18 protein-coding genes and 1 pseudogene are annotated in these 16,994 nt (G+C 43.2%); 8 read left to right on the forward strand and 11 right to left on the reverse strand.

Going from position 1 to position 16,994, the window contains the following annotated elements:
• Window positions 1-16 precede the first annotated feature (16 nt).
• On the forward strand, window positions 17-544 hold the full coding sequence (locus H6F92_RS10980) for an RNA recognition motif domain-containing protein (RefSeq protein ID WP_190357856.1): 528 nt from the start codon (window positions 17-19) through the stop codon (window positions 542-544).
• A gap of 72 nt (window positions 545-616) precedes the next feature.
• Window positions 617-1,327 carry a ribose-5-phosphate isomerase RpiA gene (gene rpiA, locus H6F92_RS10985; RefSeq protein WP_190357857.1) on the forward strand — a complete coding sequence of 237 codons (711 nt, stop codon included), beginning with the start codon at window positions 617-619 and terminating at the stop codon, window positions 1,325-1,327.
• A 541-nt stretch (window positions 1,328-1,868) separates the two neighbouring features.
• Here rpiA and H6F92_RS10990 read toward each other — a convergent pair.
• Together H6F92_RS10990 and recF are read right to left on the reverse strand one after the other, a co-directional pair.
• Entirely contained in the window at window positions 1,869-2,039 is a 171-nt protein-coding gene (locus H6F92_RS10990) for a hypothetical protein (protein WP_190357858.1), read from the reverse strand.
• A 344-nt stretch (window positions 2,040-2,383) separates the two neighbouring features.
• The gene (recF, locus tag H6F92_RS10995) at window positions 2,384-3,511 is read right to left on the reverse strand and encodes a DNA replication/repair protein RecF (RefSeq protein ID WP_190357859.1); all 1,128 of its coding nucleotides are present in this window, start codon (window positions 3,509-3,511) and stop codon (window positions 2,384-2,386) included.
• Between the two features lie 143 nt (window positions 3,512-3,654).
• Here recF and H6F92_RS11000 point away from each other — a divergent pair, with 143 nt between their 5' ends.
• Window positions 3,655-4,227, forward strand: coding sequence for a DUF2808 domain-containing protein (locus H6F92_RS11000; RefSeq protein ID WP_190357860.1), 573 nt, complete (start codon window positions 3,655-3,657; stop codon window positions 4,225-4,227).
• A gap of 87 nt (window positions 4,228-4,314) precedes the next feature.
• On the opposite strand, the gene H6F92_RS11005 is transcribed toward H6F92_RS11000, so the two are convergent.
• Window positions 4,315-4,959: a Uma2 family endonuclease gene (locus H6F92_RS11005; protein WP_190357861.1), complete on the reverse strand. Its 645-nt coding sequence runs from the start codon at window positions 4,957-4,959 to the stop codon at window positions 4,315-4,317.
• A 465-nt stretch (window positions 4,960-5,424) separates the two neighbouring features.
• Here H6F92_RS11005 and H6F92_RS11010 point away from each other — a divergent pair, with 465 nt between their 5' ends.
• Window positions 5,425-5,595, forward strand: a complete 171-nt coding sequence (locus H6F92_RS11010) for a metallothionein (RefSeq protein ID WP_190357862.1) — start codon at window positions 5,425-5,427, stop codon at window positions 5,593-5,595.
• Between the two features lie 98 nt (window positions 5,596-5,693).
• The gene (locus H6F92_RS11015) at window positions 5,694-6,065 is read left to right on the forward strand and encodes an ArsR/SmtB family transcription factor (protein ID WP_242030097.1); all 372 of its coding nucleotides are present in this window, start codon (window positions 5,694-5,696) and stop codon (window positions 6,063-6,065) included.
• Here the strand turns inward: H6F92_RS11015 and H6F92_RS11020 are convergent.
• Window positions 6,062-6,850 (reverse strand): pentapeptide repeat-containing protein, encoded by a 789-nt coding sequence (locus H6F92_RS11020; RefSeq protein WP_190357863.1) that lies wholly within the window; start codon window positions 6,848-6,850, stop codon window positions 6,062-6,064. The genes H6F92_RS11015 and H6F92_RS11020 overlap by 4 nt on opposite strands.
• A gap of 200 nt (window positions 6,851-7,050) precedes the next feature.
• On the opposite strand from H6F92_RS11020, the gene H6F92_RS11025 reads away from it, so the two are divergent.
• A complete protein-coding gene (locus H6F92_RS11025) occupies window positions 7,051-10,113 on the forward strand; it encodes a DEAD/DEAH box helicase (RefSeq protein WP_190357864.1) in 3,063 nt (1,020 codons plus the stop codon).
• Here the strand turns inward: H6F92_RS11025 and H6F92_RS11030 are convergent.
• The 6 genes and pseudogenes from H6F92_RS11030 to H6F92_RS11050 all read right to left on the reverse strand — a co-directional run bounded on the left by H6F92_RS11030 (window position 10,110) and on the right by H6F92_RS11050 (window position 13,320).
• The gene (locus tag H6F92_RS11030) at window positions 10,110-11,003 is read right to left on the reverse strand and encodes a DUF6515 family protein (RefSeq protein ID WP_190357865.1); all 894 of its coding nucleotides are present in this window, start codon (window positions 11,001-11,003) and stop codon (window positions 10,110-10,112) included. The genes H6F92_RS11025 and H6F92_RS11030 overlap by 4 nt on opposite strands.
• Window positions 11,000-11,129 (reverse strand): annotated as a pseudogene (locus H6F92_RS27190) (YgiT-type zinc finger protein); the annotation flags it as partial. The gene H6F92_RS11030 and the pseudogene H6F92_RS27190, both read right to left, overlap by 4 nt.
• Window positions 11,130-11,185: 56 nt before the next feature.
• Window positions 11,186-11,518: a type II toxin-antitoxin system PemK/MazF family toxin gene (locus H6F92_RS11035; protein WP_043995641.1), complete on the reverse strand. Its 333-nt coding sequence runs from the start codon at window positions 11,516-11,518 to the stop codon at window positions 11,186-11,188.
• Complete coding sequence (locus tag H6F92_RS11040; RefSeq protein WP_002760402.1) at window positions 11,515-11,757, reverse strand: AbrB/MazE/SpoVT family DNA-binding domain-containing protein; 243 nt, start codon at window positions 11,755-11,757, stop codon at window positions 11,515-11,517. The genes H6F92_RS11035 and H6F92_RS11040 overlap by 4 nt, the downstream gene beginning before the upstream one ends.
• Before the next feature lie 91 nt (window positions 11,758-11,848).
• Window positions 11,849-12,625, reverse strand: a complete 777-nt coding sequence (locus H6F92_RS11045) for a DUF2092 domain-containing protein (RefSeq protein WP_190357866.1) — start codon at window positions 12,623-12,625, stop codon at window positions 11,849-11,851.
• A gap of 32 nt (window positions 12,626-12,657) precedes the next feature.
• On the reverse strand, window positions 12,658-13,320 hold the full coding sequence (locus H6F92_RS11050) for a potassium channel family protein (RefSeq protein ID WP_190357867.1): 663 nt from the start codon (window positions 13,318-13,320) through the stop codon (window positions 12,658-12,660).
• Between the two features lie 430 nt (window positions 13,321-13,750).
• Between H6F92_RS11050 and H6F92_RS11055 the strand changes: the two genes are divergently transcribed.
• Both H6F92_RS11055 and H6F92_RS11060 read left to right on the forward strand, forming a co-directional pair.
• Window positions 13,751-14,719, forward strand: a complete 969-nt coding sequence (locus H6F92_RS11055) for a helix-turn-helix domain-containing protein (protein WP_190357868.1) — start codon at window positions 13,751-13,753, stop codon at window positions 14,717-14,719.
• 511 nt (window positions 14,720-15,230) lie between these two features.
• Window positions 15,231-15,692: a hypothetical protein gene (locus H6F92_RS11060; protein WP_190357869.1), complete on the forward strand. Its 462-nt coding sequence runs from the start codon at window positions 15,231-15,233 to the stop codon at window positions 15,690-15,692.
• A 531-nt stretch (window positions 15,693-16,223) separates the two neighbouring features.
• Here H6F92_RS11060 and H6F92_RS11065 read toward each other — a convergent pair.
• Window positions 16,224-16,718 (reverse strand): hypothetical protein, encoded by a 495-nt coding sequence (locus tag H6F92_RS11065; RefSeq protein ID WP_190357870.1) that lies wholly within the window; start codon window positions 16,716-16,718, stop codon window positions 16,224-16,226.
• Window positions 16,719-16,994 lie beyond the last annotated feature (276 nt).

Below are 16,994 nucleotides of genomic sequence, written 5' to 3' on the forward strand. Positions count from 1 at the left end.
CTTGGAGGAATCCATCATGTCCGTTCGTCTATACGTTGGTAATTTACCCAAAGAATCCGTCGAGCGCGAAAAATTACAGGCGCTTTTTGCCGATGAAGGGGATACGATCGCCACTAAAGTCATCAAAGATCGCAAAACTGGCAAATGTCGCGGTTTTGCCTTCGTTACCGTCCCTAGCGATGAACTAGCTGACCAGTTTATCGAAAAATACAACGGTCAATCCTTCATGGAAAACCCGATCAAAATCGAGAAAGCTCTCCCCCGCAGCAAGGGAGGTAAAGAAGAAGGAGAAGAAGCAGAAGGGCCGGAGGCCAGCGTAGAAACCCCGGAAAAAGTCGAAAGACCGACTCCGAAACCGACGACGGCAGCACCGCGCAAATCCAGTGGTGGCGGCGGCGGCGGCAAAAAACGCAAGGCTGACCGGGGTAGCAGCAGTACCCCGAAAGTTACCGGTGATGGTGACGCTTTACAGCCAGATCCCCGTTGGGCCAATGAATTGGCTAAACTCAAGGAAATGTTAGCAGCTCAGGCCACTAATCCCTAATTCCATTGACAAGAGGGCAAGGGATAGCCGATAACTAAGAGGTTCAAAACATCGCTTTTAGGAATGTGCATCATGACAGCAATCGATCCGATCATTATCATGAAACAGGAGGTCGGTAAGGCCGCCGCTAATCTAGTTCAATCTAATTCGGTCGTGGGATTGGGAACTGGTTCAACGACGGCCTATGCGATCGAGTATCTGGGCGCTAGACTGCAAAGCGGGGAAATCAGCAATATTGTCGGGGTTCCTACTTCTTTTCAAGCGCAAGTTTTGGCTAGGAAGTACGGAATTCCCCTCACTACCCTCGATGTCATCGCAAAGATGGATATCGCTATCGATGGGGCCGATGAGGTGGATCCCCAGAAAAACCTGATTAAGGGTGGCGGTGCTGCCCATACTCAGGAGAAAATTGTCGATAGTCTCGCCGATATTTTTGTCGTGGTGGTGGATGGCAATAAGCTGGTAGATAAGTTGGGATCGACTTTTCTTTTGCCGGTGGAAGTGTTACCCATGGCCATGACTCCGGTGATGCGAAAATTGGAGGCACTCGGTGGTAAACCTTCTCTCCGCATGGGAGTGAAAAAAGCTGGCCCCGTGGTGACAGATCAAGGCAATTTAGTTATCGATGTTAAATTTGATAGTATCGATGATCCGGCTGATTTGGAAAGAACTATTAATAATATACCGGGGGTTTTAGAAAATGGTTTATTTGTCGGGGTTGCTGATCTGATTCTCGTCGGTGAAATTATCGACGGTAAGCCAGTAGTCCGCGAGATTAGGTAGGATTAATTATTCTTAATCTAACAGTGAAACAGGCCGCAGGCCTGTTTTATTATTATGGGTGTGTACAGACAAGGAGCAAAATAAGCTAGGTTTTACCGGACACATCGTTAGTGGGAATCGAGTCAATCAGAATTCCCTAAAGCTTGGGAAGGGAGTTGATATCAGGATGACTACACGAGATATCCCCAAAAGCGACAACCCAATCACGGTCTGCTTTTCTCATCTATACTAATAAAAATAGTTCGATAGCTGAAGTGGATATATTCGTTGCTAATTCAGTTTTATCGAGAAACTATGGGAGAATTAAAATCATTTCTATTCCAGTAAATTCCCTGACCAAAAAAATTTTCAGCTTCGATATGATGTTGTGTAGATTTCTATGATTAATTACCTATATGAACAGAAATAATGACAGACAATACCTAAGATTATTGTCAATATCTCACTACATTGTGGGAGGAATAATTGGTGCTGGCCCTCTTTTTTTAATTCTTTTTTTCTCTTGCCTTTTCTTGCTTCAATTTTTTATAATGGCTTTCCCTCAACCATACCCAATGCCGTCGGAAGAGTTACCCATCCGAGTTCTATTAGACTTTCTAAAAGGTTTAACAATAACACTGCTAGGAGCAGCTTTAGCGATTTCTACGATTCTTTCGGGTAGATTTCTCAGCCGCCACGAGAAATACTGGTTTTCTTTTGTGATAGCTTGCATCCTCTGCTTATTCATCCCGTTGGGTACCATTCTCGGGGTCTTCACAATTATCGTCCTTTCCCGCCAATCGGTTAAGGAGCTATACCGACTTTCTAACGGCAATAATTTAGCCAGCAATCAGGAAGACCAGGATTGACAGCAATGGATGACCTAAACCCCCTCAAACTGATTAGCAGAAGCCTTTTCCTTTAGTAACTGGCAGAATTGGGGACTAAGGGTTTTGTTTCTTTTTACCGAACAAGTCGCTTTATGCTAGACTGCTGAGGTGACTAGAGAGTGGAGAGATAGGGAGAAAAAACCTGATAACTGATAACTGAATAGGGCTGGAGGCTGGTGGCTATAGGCTAATAAAAAATCTGTCCCTTTTTGACAGAAAATATCTGGGAAGATTGCAACCAGCGAGACTCAAAAGAACTGAGATGAGTCGTGGTAATTAAAGTTTGAAAACGGTCTTCGATCGCATCTAATAATTGATTTTGTCGCTCGATATCTAATTCCGCTAAAACATCATCGAGGAGTAGTAGGGGAGGTTCCCCGATAATCTGCTCTAATAACTGTAATTCCGCTAATTTCAAGGCTAAAACTAAGGTTCTTTGTTGTCCTTGGGAACCGTAGGATTTAGCGGGGTTTTGGTTAATTAAAAAATCCACTTCATCCCGGTGGGGACCGACTACCGATGTCCCTAGCTGTTTCTCTGCCAGACGACGGGTTTCAATCTTATCTAAAAAAGCCCTTTGTACCCCATTGACATCATCTTCTAGCCAAGGCACATTGGGAACATATTGTAATTCTAAAAATTCCGTTTTTCCGCTAATACTTTCGTGCCATTTTTGGGCTAAAGGAATTAATCTTTGCAGGACTCGCGCCCTTCTTCTCGTTACTCTTGAACCAGTTTCTGCTAGTTGTAAATCCCAGAGTTTTAGCTGGGATAAATCCCCATAAACTTTTCCCTCTAATTCCTGTTTACGAATCTCTTTTAAGAGGGCATTTCTTTGTCGTAAAACCTGATTATATTGCTGTAAAATATGAACGTATAGGGGTTCTAATTGAATTAATAAAGTATCTAACCAATCTCGGCGAGCTTCCGGACCACCGCGCACTAAATCCAGATCGAGACTAGAAAATTGTACCGCATTAATCACGCCCAAAAAATCGAGATGACGGCGCAGAGGTTGACGGTCACGGATCACGGTGCGACGACCAGAAGAACGGAGAATTAAACTTAATTCTGATGCCCCATAAAGACGATTAACCCTAGCAAAAATTCTCGCCTCCGAGTCCGATTCTAGCACCAGATCCCGATCCTTGCTGACTCGATGGCTCTTGAGAGTGGCCAAAAGTTCGATCGCTTCTAGTAAATTGGATTTTCCCTGAGCATTATTGCCCAATAATATTGTTTTTTGGGACTCGAATTTTAGCAACTGTTCGGCATAATTTCTAAAACTGTGAAGGTGCAGGTGTTCGAGATACATTGCAAGTTGGGGGTTAAGTGTTGGGGTGTGGGGAGAAAACAACTGATAACTGATAACTGATCACTGATAATGGCAGCGGTTGAGGGTTAAGTGAATTTGCTATAATTCCCCTTGACAATCAATATTCTATAGTAGCTTTTACTTTGAAAATTCCTTTTTTGCCTTTAAAACAGATTGAAAGTCTCTATAAGCTGGCTTTGATTGCTATACTCGCTTTTGATGCTTCTGTCTCTCTCGCAGGACAATTTCCCGACGGCAGAATATTTTTTGAGAGTTCTCCCACTCTGGTTAATTTCTTCGCTACTTTCCAATCCGTGCGTGCTTGGGGAGCAAAATACTATCTTACCATCGCTCTGCCGCCGTCTCTCGGGGCGCCCTTGGGCAAAGTAACTATACAACAGCAACCTAATATTCAAACTATTGCTTTTTTTGTTGATCAAACCTTTGCTTTTCTTGGCGATCGCAATCAGCGAGGCGAAAAATTAACCCTAAAATCCACTACTTTTGACCCCAATACTCAGACGATTACGGTCATTTTTGATCCTCCTGTCCCCCCCGGTAATACCGTTTCCATCGGTCTGAAACCAGTACGAAATCCCGATTATGGTGGTGTCTATCAGTTTGGAATTACTGCTTATCCCCCCGGGGACAATTCTCCCGGATTAGCTCTAGGAGTCGGACGTTTAACAATTTACGATGCTGGCGATCGTTGGTAGGCTGTTCTGCGTCTAAAAACAGTGAGCAGTGAGCAGTAAAAAGACAGTAGGAAACCTCAGTTCCCTGACTTCGTTGTCCATTTGAGGTCAAGGATTAAGCGTTTGCTTGACCCAAATTCGGAATTGTTTTAATGCCATGGCACTACCGATTTTTTGACTATTTTGTAGCGTTTCTGGAATTTTTTCTATTAGATTAAATTGAGAAAATATTCGGCTTTGGGAAGATTCAACATATTCTGATCCTTGCAAAACACTGATTTCCAGTCTCTCTCCATTATATCGCCACAATTCAGGAACACCCAATCGCTCATAATTATTAAATCGGGTTCGCTTAGTAATATCAATTTCAATTGCTAAATCGGGAGGGGGATCAATGGCCAAATCAAGGCGCTTTTTTCCCCTGACAGCAGCACAATTTTCGATATAAAAAGACTCATCTGGTTCTATTCCTTGATCCATTTGTTGATTTTTAAAGGTTGTTGATCCGGCGGGTTCATAGTCTAACCCTAATTCATCTAGGAGAACTTTAACCAAATCCCCGATTAAAACTTTGGTATTTTCATGAATAAAAAGAGGAGTCATTGCTTCTAAAGTTCCCTGACTATAAGATAGACGAATTGACCGTCGATCTCCCAATTCGTCAAGAATTGTTTCATAATCTTGCCAAGTGAGTGAAGTTAACAACAGGCGATCGCCTGGAGTAACAGTTAGTTGTTTTAATGCTAATAACATCAGAATTTGTCGGCTCAGTTGTTATAATTGGGCGGTTTAGTCAGTATTTAACTTTTTTCTACCTTAGATTATATTATATAGCCGTTTTCATCAGAATGAGGCATGGGCAAGGGGCTTAAACTCTTTGTTGGTAAAACTTGTCGATACCTCAGTAACGTGAAAAGCTCTATATGCAAACTGAAAACTCAAATCTGATCACTGATCAAGGAGAACTTCCCACCTTACCCTTGATACCAAATCCGTTGAGTAACGCACAGAAAACGGGTTTCTCGGAGAAACCCGTTTTCTACTCATGCAAGGGGCAAGAGGAGAAATAGATAATCAGCCTTTAATAACTGGATTTAGTATGAGATAACGGCCTCAACTTTCCCGTCTGAGTTTTAGAAAAATTTAACTTTATTCAATCCATGAACATCTGTTCAGGTGTTATACTAAAGTCAGTAAAGAAGTTCAGAGGTAGTAACCATGATCGCTGTCACCATGATGAAATGTGCTTGTGAATCCTGTTTGTGTGTAGTATCGATCGCCGATGCCATCAAAAAAAACGATCAATACTACTGTTCCCAAGCTTGTGCCAATGGTCACGTTAACGAGAACGAGAAAGGCTGTGGACATAAGGGCTGTGGTTGCGTTTAAATTTAGTTATTGGGGAGAAGGGGACAAGTATCGGCATGGAAGATTCGATCGATACCTCCCTTTCTCAACTTTCCCTTAATAACCGATCAGGAAAAAATATGGCCCTAGAGAAAATAGCACCGGTTTGTGGGGAATCCCATCACCAAGGGGGGAAATTCCAGCACTTGCAGGGATTAGAACTAGAAAAAGCCCAAAAAATGGCCGAATTTTTCAGCCTTTTGGGGGATGCCAACCGCCTCAGAATACTGTCGCTTTTAGCCAAACAAGAATTATGTGTTTGTGACTTAGCCGACGACTTAGGGATGAGTGAATCGGCCGTATCGCACCAGTTAAGAACCCTAAGAGCCTTAAGATTAGTTAAATACCAAAAACAGGGACGGAGAGTCTTTTATCGCCTTGCCGATCATCATGTTCTTGACCTTTATTACGCGGTCTCGGAACATTTGGAAGAGCCAGCGGACGAGGACTAAAACAGTCCCAAAGCGGGTAAAACAAACTGTAAGAGCAGAGAACCAATCCCCTGCACCATTTGGTCTAATTGAGCGTTGCCACCACCTTGTTCTCGCGGTTTTAGGGCGATTTCCATGCCTTTAATAAAATTCTCTGCCGCTTCGTAACCGGGGGTATTACCTTGTCGTTCAAAGAGAGTCGAAGCCATTTGAGCGTCCTGGGCCGCTAGAGCATTTTGTCCCAGACGATAGTGAGCCATGGCCCGGGCCAGATAAGCTGGAGCATATTCTGGGTTGATTGTCAAGGCCTTATTAAAATTTTCTATAGCAGCGCTGGTGCGTCCCTGTTTTCCCTCCACCATTCCTAGTCCGTAGAATAGTTCAGGAGTACCGGCACTACTGGGAATTCCCACCGCACCCTGCACGTATGCAGTGTCTAGTTTGGTGTTGTCGAGGTTAGCATTGTTGAGATAAGCGCCTCTTAAATCCGCACCCGTCAAGATTGCCCCGCTTAAGTTGGCTGCAGTCAGATTAGCACCAAAAAGAGAGGCTCCAGTTAAATTTGCCCCACTCAGATCCGCCCCACTTAAATTAGCTTGACTAAGATTGGCCCCGACGAGATTGGCCCCATTTAATTTTGCCCCGACTAGATTCGATTGCACTAACCCCGAACCGCTCAGATCGCATTGGGGACATTTTCGGGTGGATAATAATTGCTGTAGGTGGTTTAAATCTTCCGTCTGACCAACTAGGGACAAGTTAAGGGGAAGACTGAGGACGAGGGTTAGGGCGATCAATTTGTACATAGTTTAAAAATAACTCTATTTATTATTACTGATAATACCCATTTGATCGGGGCTAATCGCTGAACTAGATTCTGCTTGAGAAATCAGCCCTTGTCAACTAAAATAGAAGATAGAGGCTCTTAACGTCAGAAAAAGCGACAAAATCGTAGTTTGTTACCTTTTCAACAGCAGGTTTTTTAGAGGAATTTCCCTATCTTATAATGACTACTCTACACGGTAATTGGCTGATTCGTTCGCAGGATAGTGTTTTTTTTCTTTGGGGTGAACAGTGGCAAGGGAAGGAATTAAGTGAAACAAAGGAAAATCATCCTTTTTGTCTAGAATCTGGGGCATTAGCCCAATTTATCCAGAAATTTTCTCCTCAGCTTGACCGCTATTCTCCAGAATCAATCAAGCTCAGTTTACCTAGTTATTCCCCCCCAAGGAAAAAATATTTTTTACCGCTGCTGTCGGGGCAAATTCTCGAACCCACAGCTAAATCCTTGTCTTGGCAACCATGGCAGGTATCGGGATTAACTTTTTCTGCGGGAATGATAGTGCGGTTATGGGAGAAATTACCCCTAGCTAAGGCCGAATTTATCGGCAATGATCTACGATTTTGGCTGTATTTGCACCGTTGGAGTTTAGATTTATTAGCAAGGGGGAAATTTTTAGCGGGAATAAATCAGGGTGAAAGTTGCTGGTATCCCCTGCTGGATAGTACCATCGATCGCACTCGTTTAGCTAAGTTTATCCAAACCATCCCCCCAGTCTGTCTTGCCTATCAAGAAAATAGCGAACCACAAACAATTATTCTCGATTGCTTAAAAAATATTGTCGATGCTCGTTTGCGACAAAAGATAGATAGTACTGTTAATATTTCCCCCTCATTGATGGTGAAACCCTGGCTACAATCTTTAAGCGGTGATCATCATGAGATTGCCTTAGAAGCCAAGAATTTACAGCGTCTAGAAAATGCTTATAATAACTGGGTGTTTCCTATCCAAGAAAGTTTAGTTAATGGCAATAATCGCCAATTAATCGAGAATCAATACCGTGTCTGTTTATGTTTACAACCTCCCAGTCTAGGAACAGCGTGGAAACTCACCTATTATTTACAAGCGTTAGATGATCCCGAATTTCTCATTAGTGCCAAGTTGATTTGGTTAGAGGGGAAAGAAAGTTATCATAGTTATCAAAGAGTTGTCAATAATCCCCAGGAAATTCTCTTAAAAGGATTGGGATTAGCATCGCGATTGTACGAACCGATTAGAATTAGTTTAGAGCAAAGACACCCAGAGGAATGTTCTCTTGATTCGATCGAAGTTTATCAGTTTATTCGCTCGATCGCTTGGCAATTGCAAGAGCAGGGATTAGGGGTAATTTTGCCAACGGGTTTAACTGCTGGTAGTAATGAACAAAGATTAGGAATTAAGATTGCTGCCAGTGTAACTCCCAAAAAAGGAGAAAGATTAAGTTTAACCAGTTTATTAAACTTTCAGCTTAAATTAGTGGTAGGGGAACAGGAAATATCGAACAAAGATTTTGATAGGTTATTAGAGAAAAAATCGCCAGTGGTGGAAGTGGGGGGCAAATGGTTAATCCTACAACCTAGCGATGTTAAAGCAGCTCAGGCAATTTTAAATAATACCATCACTCCCCTGAATCTCTCGGTGGAAGATGCTCTGCGCTTGAGTTCAGGAGATAATAATCTAATTGCTAAACTGCCGGTAGTCAATTTCCAAGCGGAGGGAGCATTAAAGGAATTAATTGATAATTTAAATAACAATCAAGGGATTCAATTAATCAACCCACCGCGGGAATTTCGGGGAGAATTACGTCCCTATCAACTCAAGGGAGTTAGTTGGTTAGCTTTCCTAGAAAAGTGGGGTTTAGGTGCTTGTTTAGCCGATGATATGGGTTTAGGAAAAACCCCGCAATTAATCGCTTTTTTACTAGCATTAAAAGAAGAGGATATGTTAGTTAATCCCGTGTTAGTGGTTGCTCCCACTTCCGTGGTTAATAACTGGGAACATGAGTTAAGAAAATTCGCTCCCATCCTGGCTGTTTTTGTGCATCATGGCGAAAAAAGATTAAAAGGTCAAGCTTTTGCTCAAGCGGTAAAAAATCAATCGGTTGTTATTACCAGTTATCCTTTAATCTATCGCGATCTGTCCAGTTTAGAAGCAGTACAATGGCAAGGTTTAGTTTTAGATGAAGCTCAAAATATTAAGAATTCTACGGCTAAACAATCCCAAGCAGTGCGAAAAATACCCGCAGGATTTCGCATTGCCTTAACGGGAACTCCCGTAGAAAATCGCCTGACAGAATTATGGTCAATTTTGGATTTTCTCAATCCCAATTTTTTAGGAACTCAAGCCTTTTTTCAGCGTCGTTTTGCTATTCCCATTGAAAAATACGGCGATCAAGAATCCCTGCATAATTTGCGTTCTCTTGTCCGTCCTTTTATTTTAAGGAGATTAAAAACCGATAAAACTATTATTGAAGATTTACCAGAAAAACAGGAAATGAATGTCCTGTGTGGTTTATCGAAAGAACAGGGACAACTTTATCAACAATTAGTCGAGAAAACGCTCCAAAAAATTGAAGAAACCCAAGGAATTCAGAGACATGGATTAATTTTAACCTTACTAATGCAACTCAAACAAATTTGTAATCATCCCGCTCATTTTTTGAAAGAAAATAGTTTAGAAACCAGTCAAAGATCGGGTAAATTATTACGCTTAGAAGCCATGGTAGAGGAAGTGATAGCAGAAGGCGATCGAGCTTTAATTTTTACACAATTTGCTGAGTGGGGAAAACTCCTACAAACCCATCTCCAGAAAAAATTAACCGAGGAAATATTATTTCTCTCTGGTTCTACCAAAACAAAAGATCGGGTAGAAATGATCGAGCGCTTTCAAAATGATCCCCAAGGACCAAAGATTTTTATTCTCTCCCTGAAAGCAGGGGGAACAGGATTAAATTTAACCCGCGCTAATCACGTTTTTCATATCGATCGTTGGTGGAATCCGGCCGTAGAAAATCAGGCCACCGATCGCGCTTTTCGCATCGGACAAAAACGCAATGTTCAGGTACATAAATTCATCTGTACGGGAACCCTAGAGGAACGCATTAATGAGATGATCGAAAGCAAAAAACAATTAGCGGAACAAACCGTAGATGCTGGGGAAAATTGGTTAACCGAATTAGATACCGATCGCCTGCGAGATTTATTATTATTAGATCGATCGGCAATTATTGATGAAGAAGAAACCGATTAGAAGCGAACCACCTGATAAACCGTGGAACCATTCTCAAACAGAGGCTGATAGTAGATACCGCTGCAATTGTAATAAAGCGTATTGTCAGCCGTAATTGTGGTGCAGCCGTCTGGGATATAGGTGACAATTGCGCCGATGGGAGGGGCCACCACCGTGTAGGAACTGCCGCTAGGTTGAAGATAGATGCCGTCCGAGTAAATGTAGGAAGTAGAACCCACATAGACGGTATTGTAGTAGGGGGGGAGAGTGGCGATCGCTGAACCGATGACTAAGCCGGTGGTCAAACCCACCCAACCCCAACCCGGGGGGACGTAATAACCGCCACCGTACCAACCGCCACCACGCCAGTAACCGTTGCGATTATCGTCAACAAAGTTCTGACGGTTCTGTTGGCGATCGCTAACCTGCTGCTGCCGTTCCCCCTGTCTTTCCGTGCGTTCCCCTTGACGGATATCGGTTCTTTCGCTGCGTTCCCCTTGACGTTCCCCCTGTCTTTCCGTGCGTTCCCCTTGACGGTTTTGTTGACTGGTTTGCCGTTCCCCCTGTCTTGCGCTGCGTTCCCCTTGACGGTTTTGTTGACTGGTTTGCCGTTCTCCCTGTCTTGCGCTGCGTTCCCCTTGACGGTTTTGTTGACTGGTTTGCCGTTCACCCTGTCTTCCAGAAAAATCTCTAGAGGGTTGGGAACGATTACTAAAATTCCCTCGGTTTTGCAGATCACTACTGCGGTTGACCCGTGGGGAAGCTCCACCACCCCCACGACTACCACCACCACCGCCACGACTACCGCCACCACCGCCACCGCGAGCGTCCACATAATCCGTTACCAGTAAACTTGTACCCAAGAGGAGGGCGGCAAGAACACATAAGTTTTGACGTAAAGATCTTTTCATAGCCCAGACTCCTTGATTTTTTTATCTTCCCAGATTATTTTCTGCAAGCGTTCGACGGTTTCTGGTGCAAAAAAAACGCTCTCCTGTTTCTACACAAACTCTGGCGGGAACATTTTCTATAATAAATCTGGGTTGGGTTCATAATTAATATCGCTCTTCTGGGACTTTTGAGAATGTCCCTGTCAGAACAGAATCGGCTTAATTCTTCTGAGAACATCCTGGAGCAACTGTTCTGGACACTTGCCGATAAAGCTCGCTTTTCTCGCTCGGAAGTCCAACGATCGCAGCTGATCTACCATGATAACTCCTGTCACTGCCTCTCCATCTGGAATCTTGACGTAGAAAGGGTTCTGGCGTTGCGTATTGCTCACCGGACAGACAAAGGCAAAACCAATCTTGCGATTAAAATCAATATGGCTTACCACCAGTGCTGGACGATTACCCATTTGCTCATGTCCAATTTGTGGGTCGAAGCTCAACCGCAGGAAATCTCCACGTTCTGGAATGTATGTCACCAAACCTCCTCTCCCATTGGCCGTCCCCAATCCACTTCCGGCTCCGGTGATTCAACAACCTCAGCCAGTAGTTCTTCGAGGCTTAACTCAGGCAAGGCTTGAATTAGCTCAATTACTAGCTTTCCGTTTTCCACAGAACATTCAACAACGTCCTTAGGATTGAGGTTCAGTGCCTCCACCGCATACTTGGGAATCCGAATCGCTAAAGAATTACCCCAGCGTCCAATCTGCGACTTCATGATCCCACCTCGAATTCGTTAGATATTCAAAGTATATCAAAACGCTGATTTAGGGGAATACCGACGAGCGATCGCATTTGATGAACGGGCTTTACGGCTGGGATTGATTATCCCTAGGGGGTAGAAGTTCGATAGGGATCGATTCTGACCCCGGTTGGAAAGTGAAAGTATCGGCGGGTGTACTAGGCTTAAAATTCCAATCGGATAATATTGCCGTGTACTGGGGTGAACCGGGTAGAGTTTTATAGGTAATAATCGCTTTCCTCAGTAGGGGGGTGGCATCCTGCGTGACCCAGATTTGATAATCGCGATCGCTACCGATCAGCAGCAGGTGATACATCGGTTCGCGGTTGACCATGTCGTTGCCGATAAAAATAATTTGCTTGACATCGGCCATTAGCTCTGCACAGGGATCGTTCGCTGCCAGATTTGACATGGGAATGCTGATCCCGTACCTTTGCTCTACTTGGTCTAAGGCTTCATCTAGAGTATTCGGCGCCGGTTTTGTAACGTATAGATCCCGTTCCAGATCCGCAAGGGTGAAGGTTTTACCATCGTAAAAAAAGCGGGTAACTCGTTCATCTCCAGTGTAGTCCGAGCGCAGGCGATCGGGTTTCTCTACCCAGATGTTTTGATAGGCGCTGTACTGAACTTTCGCCCCGGAGTCGAGTACATCGTCATAGGTGACATCCATATTGACGGTGAACGATCGCTGTTTGGTTAAATTAGCACAGAGTTGCTCGATCACCTGTTCCGCCGTTTTTGGGCGGATTTCCTGGGATAGAGTCGGTATTTCCGCCAAGACTCCTGCGGCAGTGACCCAAGGCAAAAGTAAAGAAAGAATCGGGATAAAGCGACGCATAATCATCTAATATTCTCCAAGGCGATGGATTGTTTTGGTTAACGACCATTGTGTAAACTGACTAAACGAGCGATAAAAACGGCGGGATAGAGAACTCCAGTCATTCCTTCTAAATTGGCCAGAACTCTAGCGATTTTACTGGTAGGAACTATATCACCGTAGCCAACCGTGGCCAGGGTAGTAAAACTGAAATGAATTATATCCGCCTGGTTGACGGTTTTAGCGGCGGAGCTAAAGGCATCGGGGTCGAAAATCTGAACAATACTATAAGCGGATGCCCAGAAAAATCCTAGGAGAAAATAGACACAAATTCCCCCTTTGATGATATCGGATGTTACCTGTTCGGCGAGAATTAATTCTCGTAAAATCGAGTACACGCATAAACTAATAAAAGCGAGAGAAATTAATGTACTAGACAGATCGAACCAACCGGTTAAATCGCTATAAAGAGGGATAATCGTGCCGAATGCTCGCAGGAGGAGGGCAATTACAAACAGACCGATATTACATCTTAAAGCCAATTTACTGCGGTCAATCTGATAGACGGCGATGATCAGGGAGAGGGAGAAGAAAAAGAAAATCAGCCAATCTCCCAGGGGTAGATATACTAAAAATGGGTAAATAATGTAGAGCAAGACTAGATTTGCCAGCAGCCGATTGTATTTATTTTCTGTTGCCCGCGTCAATTGACGGAATTTCATAGCAGCGAACCTTTAATTGGTAATATCTCCTCCTGCTAATCAATTTTAAGGGTATTTATCTCCTATCTTCTTTCTGAATTTTCTTGCTTGAATAAACAGCGAGTTTGTATCTATTAGCCTCTAGAAGACTATTATAGAAGCTTGGCAAGAGCGATCGCTATCAAAAAATGGCAAACTTAGACTTATAGATAGAACTTTTCGGTAATTTTTTTATTAAGAATTGACCATAAATTTGAAAAAATATTGCGGATAACGAGAAACCCCTATTTCTTTCAATCAAAGAAAAAAGTCAGAGTCTGACGTTATTAACCCATAAAAGCCAAAAAACTCTACAATTAAGATTGGTGAGGTATAATGCCTATTGACAAGAGAATAACTCTTAATAATACTTAATAATTTTTAATAATTACGCTATCCTAAATCAGACAAAATGGATATCAATTTACAGCCCCTGATCAAGACTATTCCTTTTCACGATATCGATGAACTAGGGTCGCAGATGAGAGCTTTTCGTTGGGATATGATTCATCGACCGATCGAGGCGGGAACTTTCGAGGGGGAACTGTTCGTAGCTCAAGTCGGGGGCATACAATTCGCCCGACCGATTTACAATCGAGGAATTCGTTCTCAAGGGGATTCTCCTCCCGGCACAATCACCGTCGGCATACCCTTGTCCACACCCCAGGTGTTCAAGTGGCACGGGTATTCCTTGTCGTCGAATTCCGCTCTCTTGCAGAAAAGTTCCAGAGGAATCGATATGCTTCGCTCGGGAAACTTCCCCCTCGCTCTGGTTACTATCGATATCGATTCTCTGTTTTCCCGGGCCGAACAAACCGATCGGCCCGGGGTAGCATCTTTAATTACGGATTCAACCCTTGCAATTCAACCAGAGCCGACTGTCCTGAGACGATTCCGCTCTCATTTAAGATATATTTTTGAGCTTTTCTGGAGACAATCCCAGACAATTCTACAGCCAGCTATGCAATCGCTGATCCGAGAGGATTTTATCTCTCTGGTTCTAGATGTACTCGATTCCCATCAAAATGATCCGCCGCTGCGCCCTTCCATACGATATCCCTACATTAAGCGAGCAGAGGAGATCTTACTGGACAATCTCGATCGCCCCCTCTCGATCCTCGATCTCTGTCAAGAACTGCACATTAGTGAACGTACCCTCCGTTACGGTTTTCAGGAATGTTTTGGCCTGGGACCTGCGACTTATCTCAAAATTCAACGTCTTAACGGGGTACGACGACAACTAAAAGCCTCTGCGGGTAAAGGAATTACCGTTAGTGCGATCGCCCTACAGTGGGGATTCTGGCACATGGGTCAATTTGCCAAAGATTATAAGAAAATGTTCGGTGAGTGTCCGTCGGCAACTTTGCGAGATAATTCTTAATAAAATAAAAGTTAGATTTGCCGAATTTTGATAGTTTCTCTGAGCCTGCCAAAGTTAAATATTAGTAGTAAATATTGAATTCTAGCTTTCTTGGGTATGTGAGCGGGGTTTGTGTTTGGTTCGGAGAGTAAAAACGAGGAGCAATTCCCTGAAAATCTCACGGGTTGACGCACAAAAATTAACCCCAGAAGAAACAGGAGAACTCGCTCCACTGCGAGCGATCATGACCAAGTCCCGCGCCCCGAATTGAATTAGTGAGAACTGTTGATTCATGAATCAACCTACGTTGGTCACGGAAAAAGTCAGGGCGGGACAATTAAGGCTTAATTATCTTTAATCGTCCCCGAAGAGCCAATTTTATACCATTTTTCATAAGTAATGACAGAGATGGTTAATCGCCCTAACCCCCCACCCCCCCAACCCCCCCGACGTCGGGGGGGCAAGGGGGGGTAAGATACCTGCCAAGAATAAAGAAAAATGGTATTAGAAAAAGTTAACGGGAAGAACTATCATGTTGACAAAAACTTTCAGCCTTCTCTCGGTCGTTTTAATCCTGGGACTGACCTCGATCGGGGTTGTTGCCGCTACTAAAGATAAGGCTACCGAACTTCCGAAAAACTGTCAGTACCTCAAGGAAGTAGCCACTAATCAGACCCAGATCCGCAAACAGATCGATGCCATAGGAAAGAATAACTTTAACACCGATTTCGCCGTTCCCTCGGGGGTGAAATTTGCGTCTTTTAAGGGGGTAATGGTTCCCGAAAACGATGGCAAATACGGAGTGACGATCAATCTCAAATATGCCGATAATTCAGTCAATAGTGCCTTCCAGAAAAATGTCGAAATGAAACGGGGTGAAACCTATTCTTTACCCTTCCAATCACCCACGGGTAGACAGCCCTATCAGATTAATTTTAATATTAACGGAGCGAATAATAACGCCTACACGATCGCGGTAATGGCCTGTAAATAGGGTCTGCTGAAAAAGTTTTTCCTGGGGGTAGTAGCCGGTCGTCGGTCGTCGGTCGTCAGTAGCCGGTCGTTTCAGGCTTTGTTGCCCTTGGTTTTTGTACCAAGCGATGTACTACAAGGAGAATAATGCAAGGTTTTTGAGGGTTCCAATCCGATTTTCTAGCACTAACATCGGATTTTAACAGGTCAAAAGCCTTATTTTCAAAGGGTTTTACCATTATTCAGCCAGCTCTAAATAGCGATCGCTCTTATTGATAACCCTCTGGAGAGGCGATCAAAAAGGCGATCACTGGCCGACAGGAAAGTTTTCCCCCAGGGCTAAAGGTCGAGGTAGCTTTTGAATGGAAAGTCCCACAAAAAAGACATTCCCACTCACGGATATTTAACGCTTTCTTGCCACCAATATTCCCACAACGCCGAACTTCGATGACAGGAGAAGAGTGAGGATGGCGACTCGATTAAATTTTTGGTAGTTATTCAGACTTCAAGCAGATTTTTTAAAAAAGAAACGACCAATCTGTCTAAACCTACCTTAGTTACTGATTACTTTGGTAACTGAACTCCACCCTTTCACCATTTCATCTCTAATTTTTCCAAGTCTGTGTCTCCAAGTGTAAGGGCGATGGACAATACATCTCCTTAGATAAGGTATCCAGGCTCTTAGTTTATTAGGCTCTGAATTAACAAGAGCAGCGATTTTTTCAATGTTACTAGAGTATGCGTGCAGTATTTTTACAGGTTCTTGAAGAGTATTAATAAAGCAAAATCTGGTGTTCCATTCAGTGGATAAAGGATAGAATCTTGAAGGGGAGGACATTAAGGCTTCCGTACATGAGGTTTGATCGCTTTCTCGCAGATAAGGATTTTGAGATAACTTTTCAGAATAAATCCTCACCCACTCTTGAAAAAGATAATTATTTACTTCATTTTTCTTAAAAAAGATAACTCCAGTATTCACGGGTTTACAGTCAATTTTATCCCCAGAGGATAGAGTAGGATAGTGAGTATCGGGGGGATCTAGAGTCATGGATATATCAAAGTAATCTAAGATAGCGAAACCCGATTCGATATCACTGATAAAAAAGGTATCAGTATCAACAAATAGAGTTCTTTGATAGGGAGATAAGGTATATAAATATTTAGTTTTAAATAATAGACCTCTTGCATAATTTTTTTATGGTATAATGGAGGGTTTTGCTTTTTTCTCAATTCTTAGATTGAAGTGGAAAAAAGAATAAAATGTGATCTTAGGTCAGGAAATCATCTATAATTTTGCTATGTTTATTAGCAAAATTATGGATTA

This window comes from Microcystis wesenbergii FACHB-1317 (genome assembly GCF_014696875.1).
Classification (GTDB): domain Bacteria; phylum Cyanobacteriota; class Cyanobacteriia; order Cyanobacteriales; family Microcystaceae; genus Microcystis; species Microcystis wesenbergii_A.

Excerpts from the sequence above, each read along its gene's own strand:
- H6F92_RS10980 (WP_190357856.1), top strand. The coding sequence starts at position 17 with ATGTCCGTTCGTCTATACGTTGGTAATTTACCCAAAGAATCCGTCGAG.
- rpiA (WP_190357857.1), top strand. The coding sequence starts at position 617 with ATGACAGCAATCGATCCGATCATTATCATGAAACAGGAGGTCGGTAAG.
- H6F92_RS10990 (WP_190357858.1), bottom strand. The coding sequence starts at position 2,039 with ATGCAAGCTATCACAAAAGAAAACCAGTATTTCTCGTGGCGGCTGAGA.
- recF (WP_190357859.1), bottom strand. The coding sequence starts at position 3,511 with ATGTATCTCGAACACCTGCACCTTCACAGTTTTAGAAATTATGCCGAA.
- H6F92_RS11005 (WP_190357861.1), bottom strand. The coding sequence starts at position 4,959 with ATGTTATTAGCATTAAAACAACTAACTGTTACTCCAGGCGATCGCCTG.
- H6F92_RS11010 (WP_190357862.1), top strand. The coding sequence starts at position 5,425 with ATGATCGCTGTCACCATGATGAAATGTGCTTGTGAATCCTGTTTGTGT.
- H6F92_RS11015 (WP_242030097.1), top strand. The coding sequence starts at position 5,694 with ATGGCCCTAGAGAAAATAGCACCGGTTTGTGGGGAATCCCATCACCAA.
- H6F92_RS11020 (WP_190357863.1), bottom strand. The coding sequence starts at position 6,850 with ATGTACAAATTGATCGCCCTAACCCTCGTCCTCAGTCTTCCCCTTAAC.
- H6F92_RS11025 (WP_190357864.1), top strand. The coding sequence starts at position 7,051 with ATGACTACTCTACACGGTAATTGGCTGATTCGTTCGCAGGATAGTGTT.
- H6F92_RS11030 (WP_190357865.1), bottom strand. The coding sequence starts at position 11,003 with ATGAAAAGATCTTTACGTCAAAACTTATGTGTTCTTGCCGCCCTCCTC.
- H6F92_RS11040 (WP_002760402.1), bottom strand. The coding sequence starts at position 11,757 with ATGAAGTCGCAGATTGGACGCTGGGGTAATTCTTTAGCGATTCGGATT.
- H6F92_RS11045 (WP_190357866.1), bottom strand. The coding sequence starts at position 12,625 with ATGATTATGCGTCGCTTTATCCCGATTCTTTCTTTACTTTTGCCTTGG.
- H6F92_RS11050 (WP_190357867.1), bottom strand. The coding sequence starts at position 13,320 with ATGAAATTCCGTCAATTGACGCGGGCAACAGAAAATAAATACAATCGG.
- H6F92_RS11055 (WP_190357868.1), top strand. The coding sequence starts at position 13,751 with ATGGATATCAATTTACAGCCCCTGATCAAGACTATTCCTTTTCACGAT.
- H6F92_RS11060 (WP_190357869.1), top strand. The coding sequence starts at position 15,231 with ATGTTGACAAAAACTTTCAGCCTTCTCTCGGTCGTTTTAATCCTGGGA.
- H6F92_RS11065 (WP_190357870.1), bottom strand. The coding sequence starts at position 16,718 with ATGACTCTAGATCCCCCCGATACTCACTATCCTACTCTATCCTCTGGG.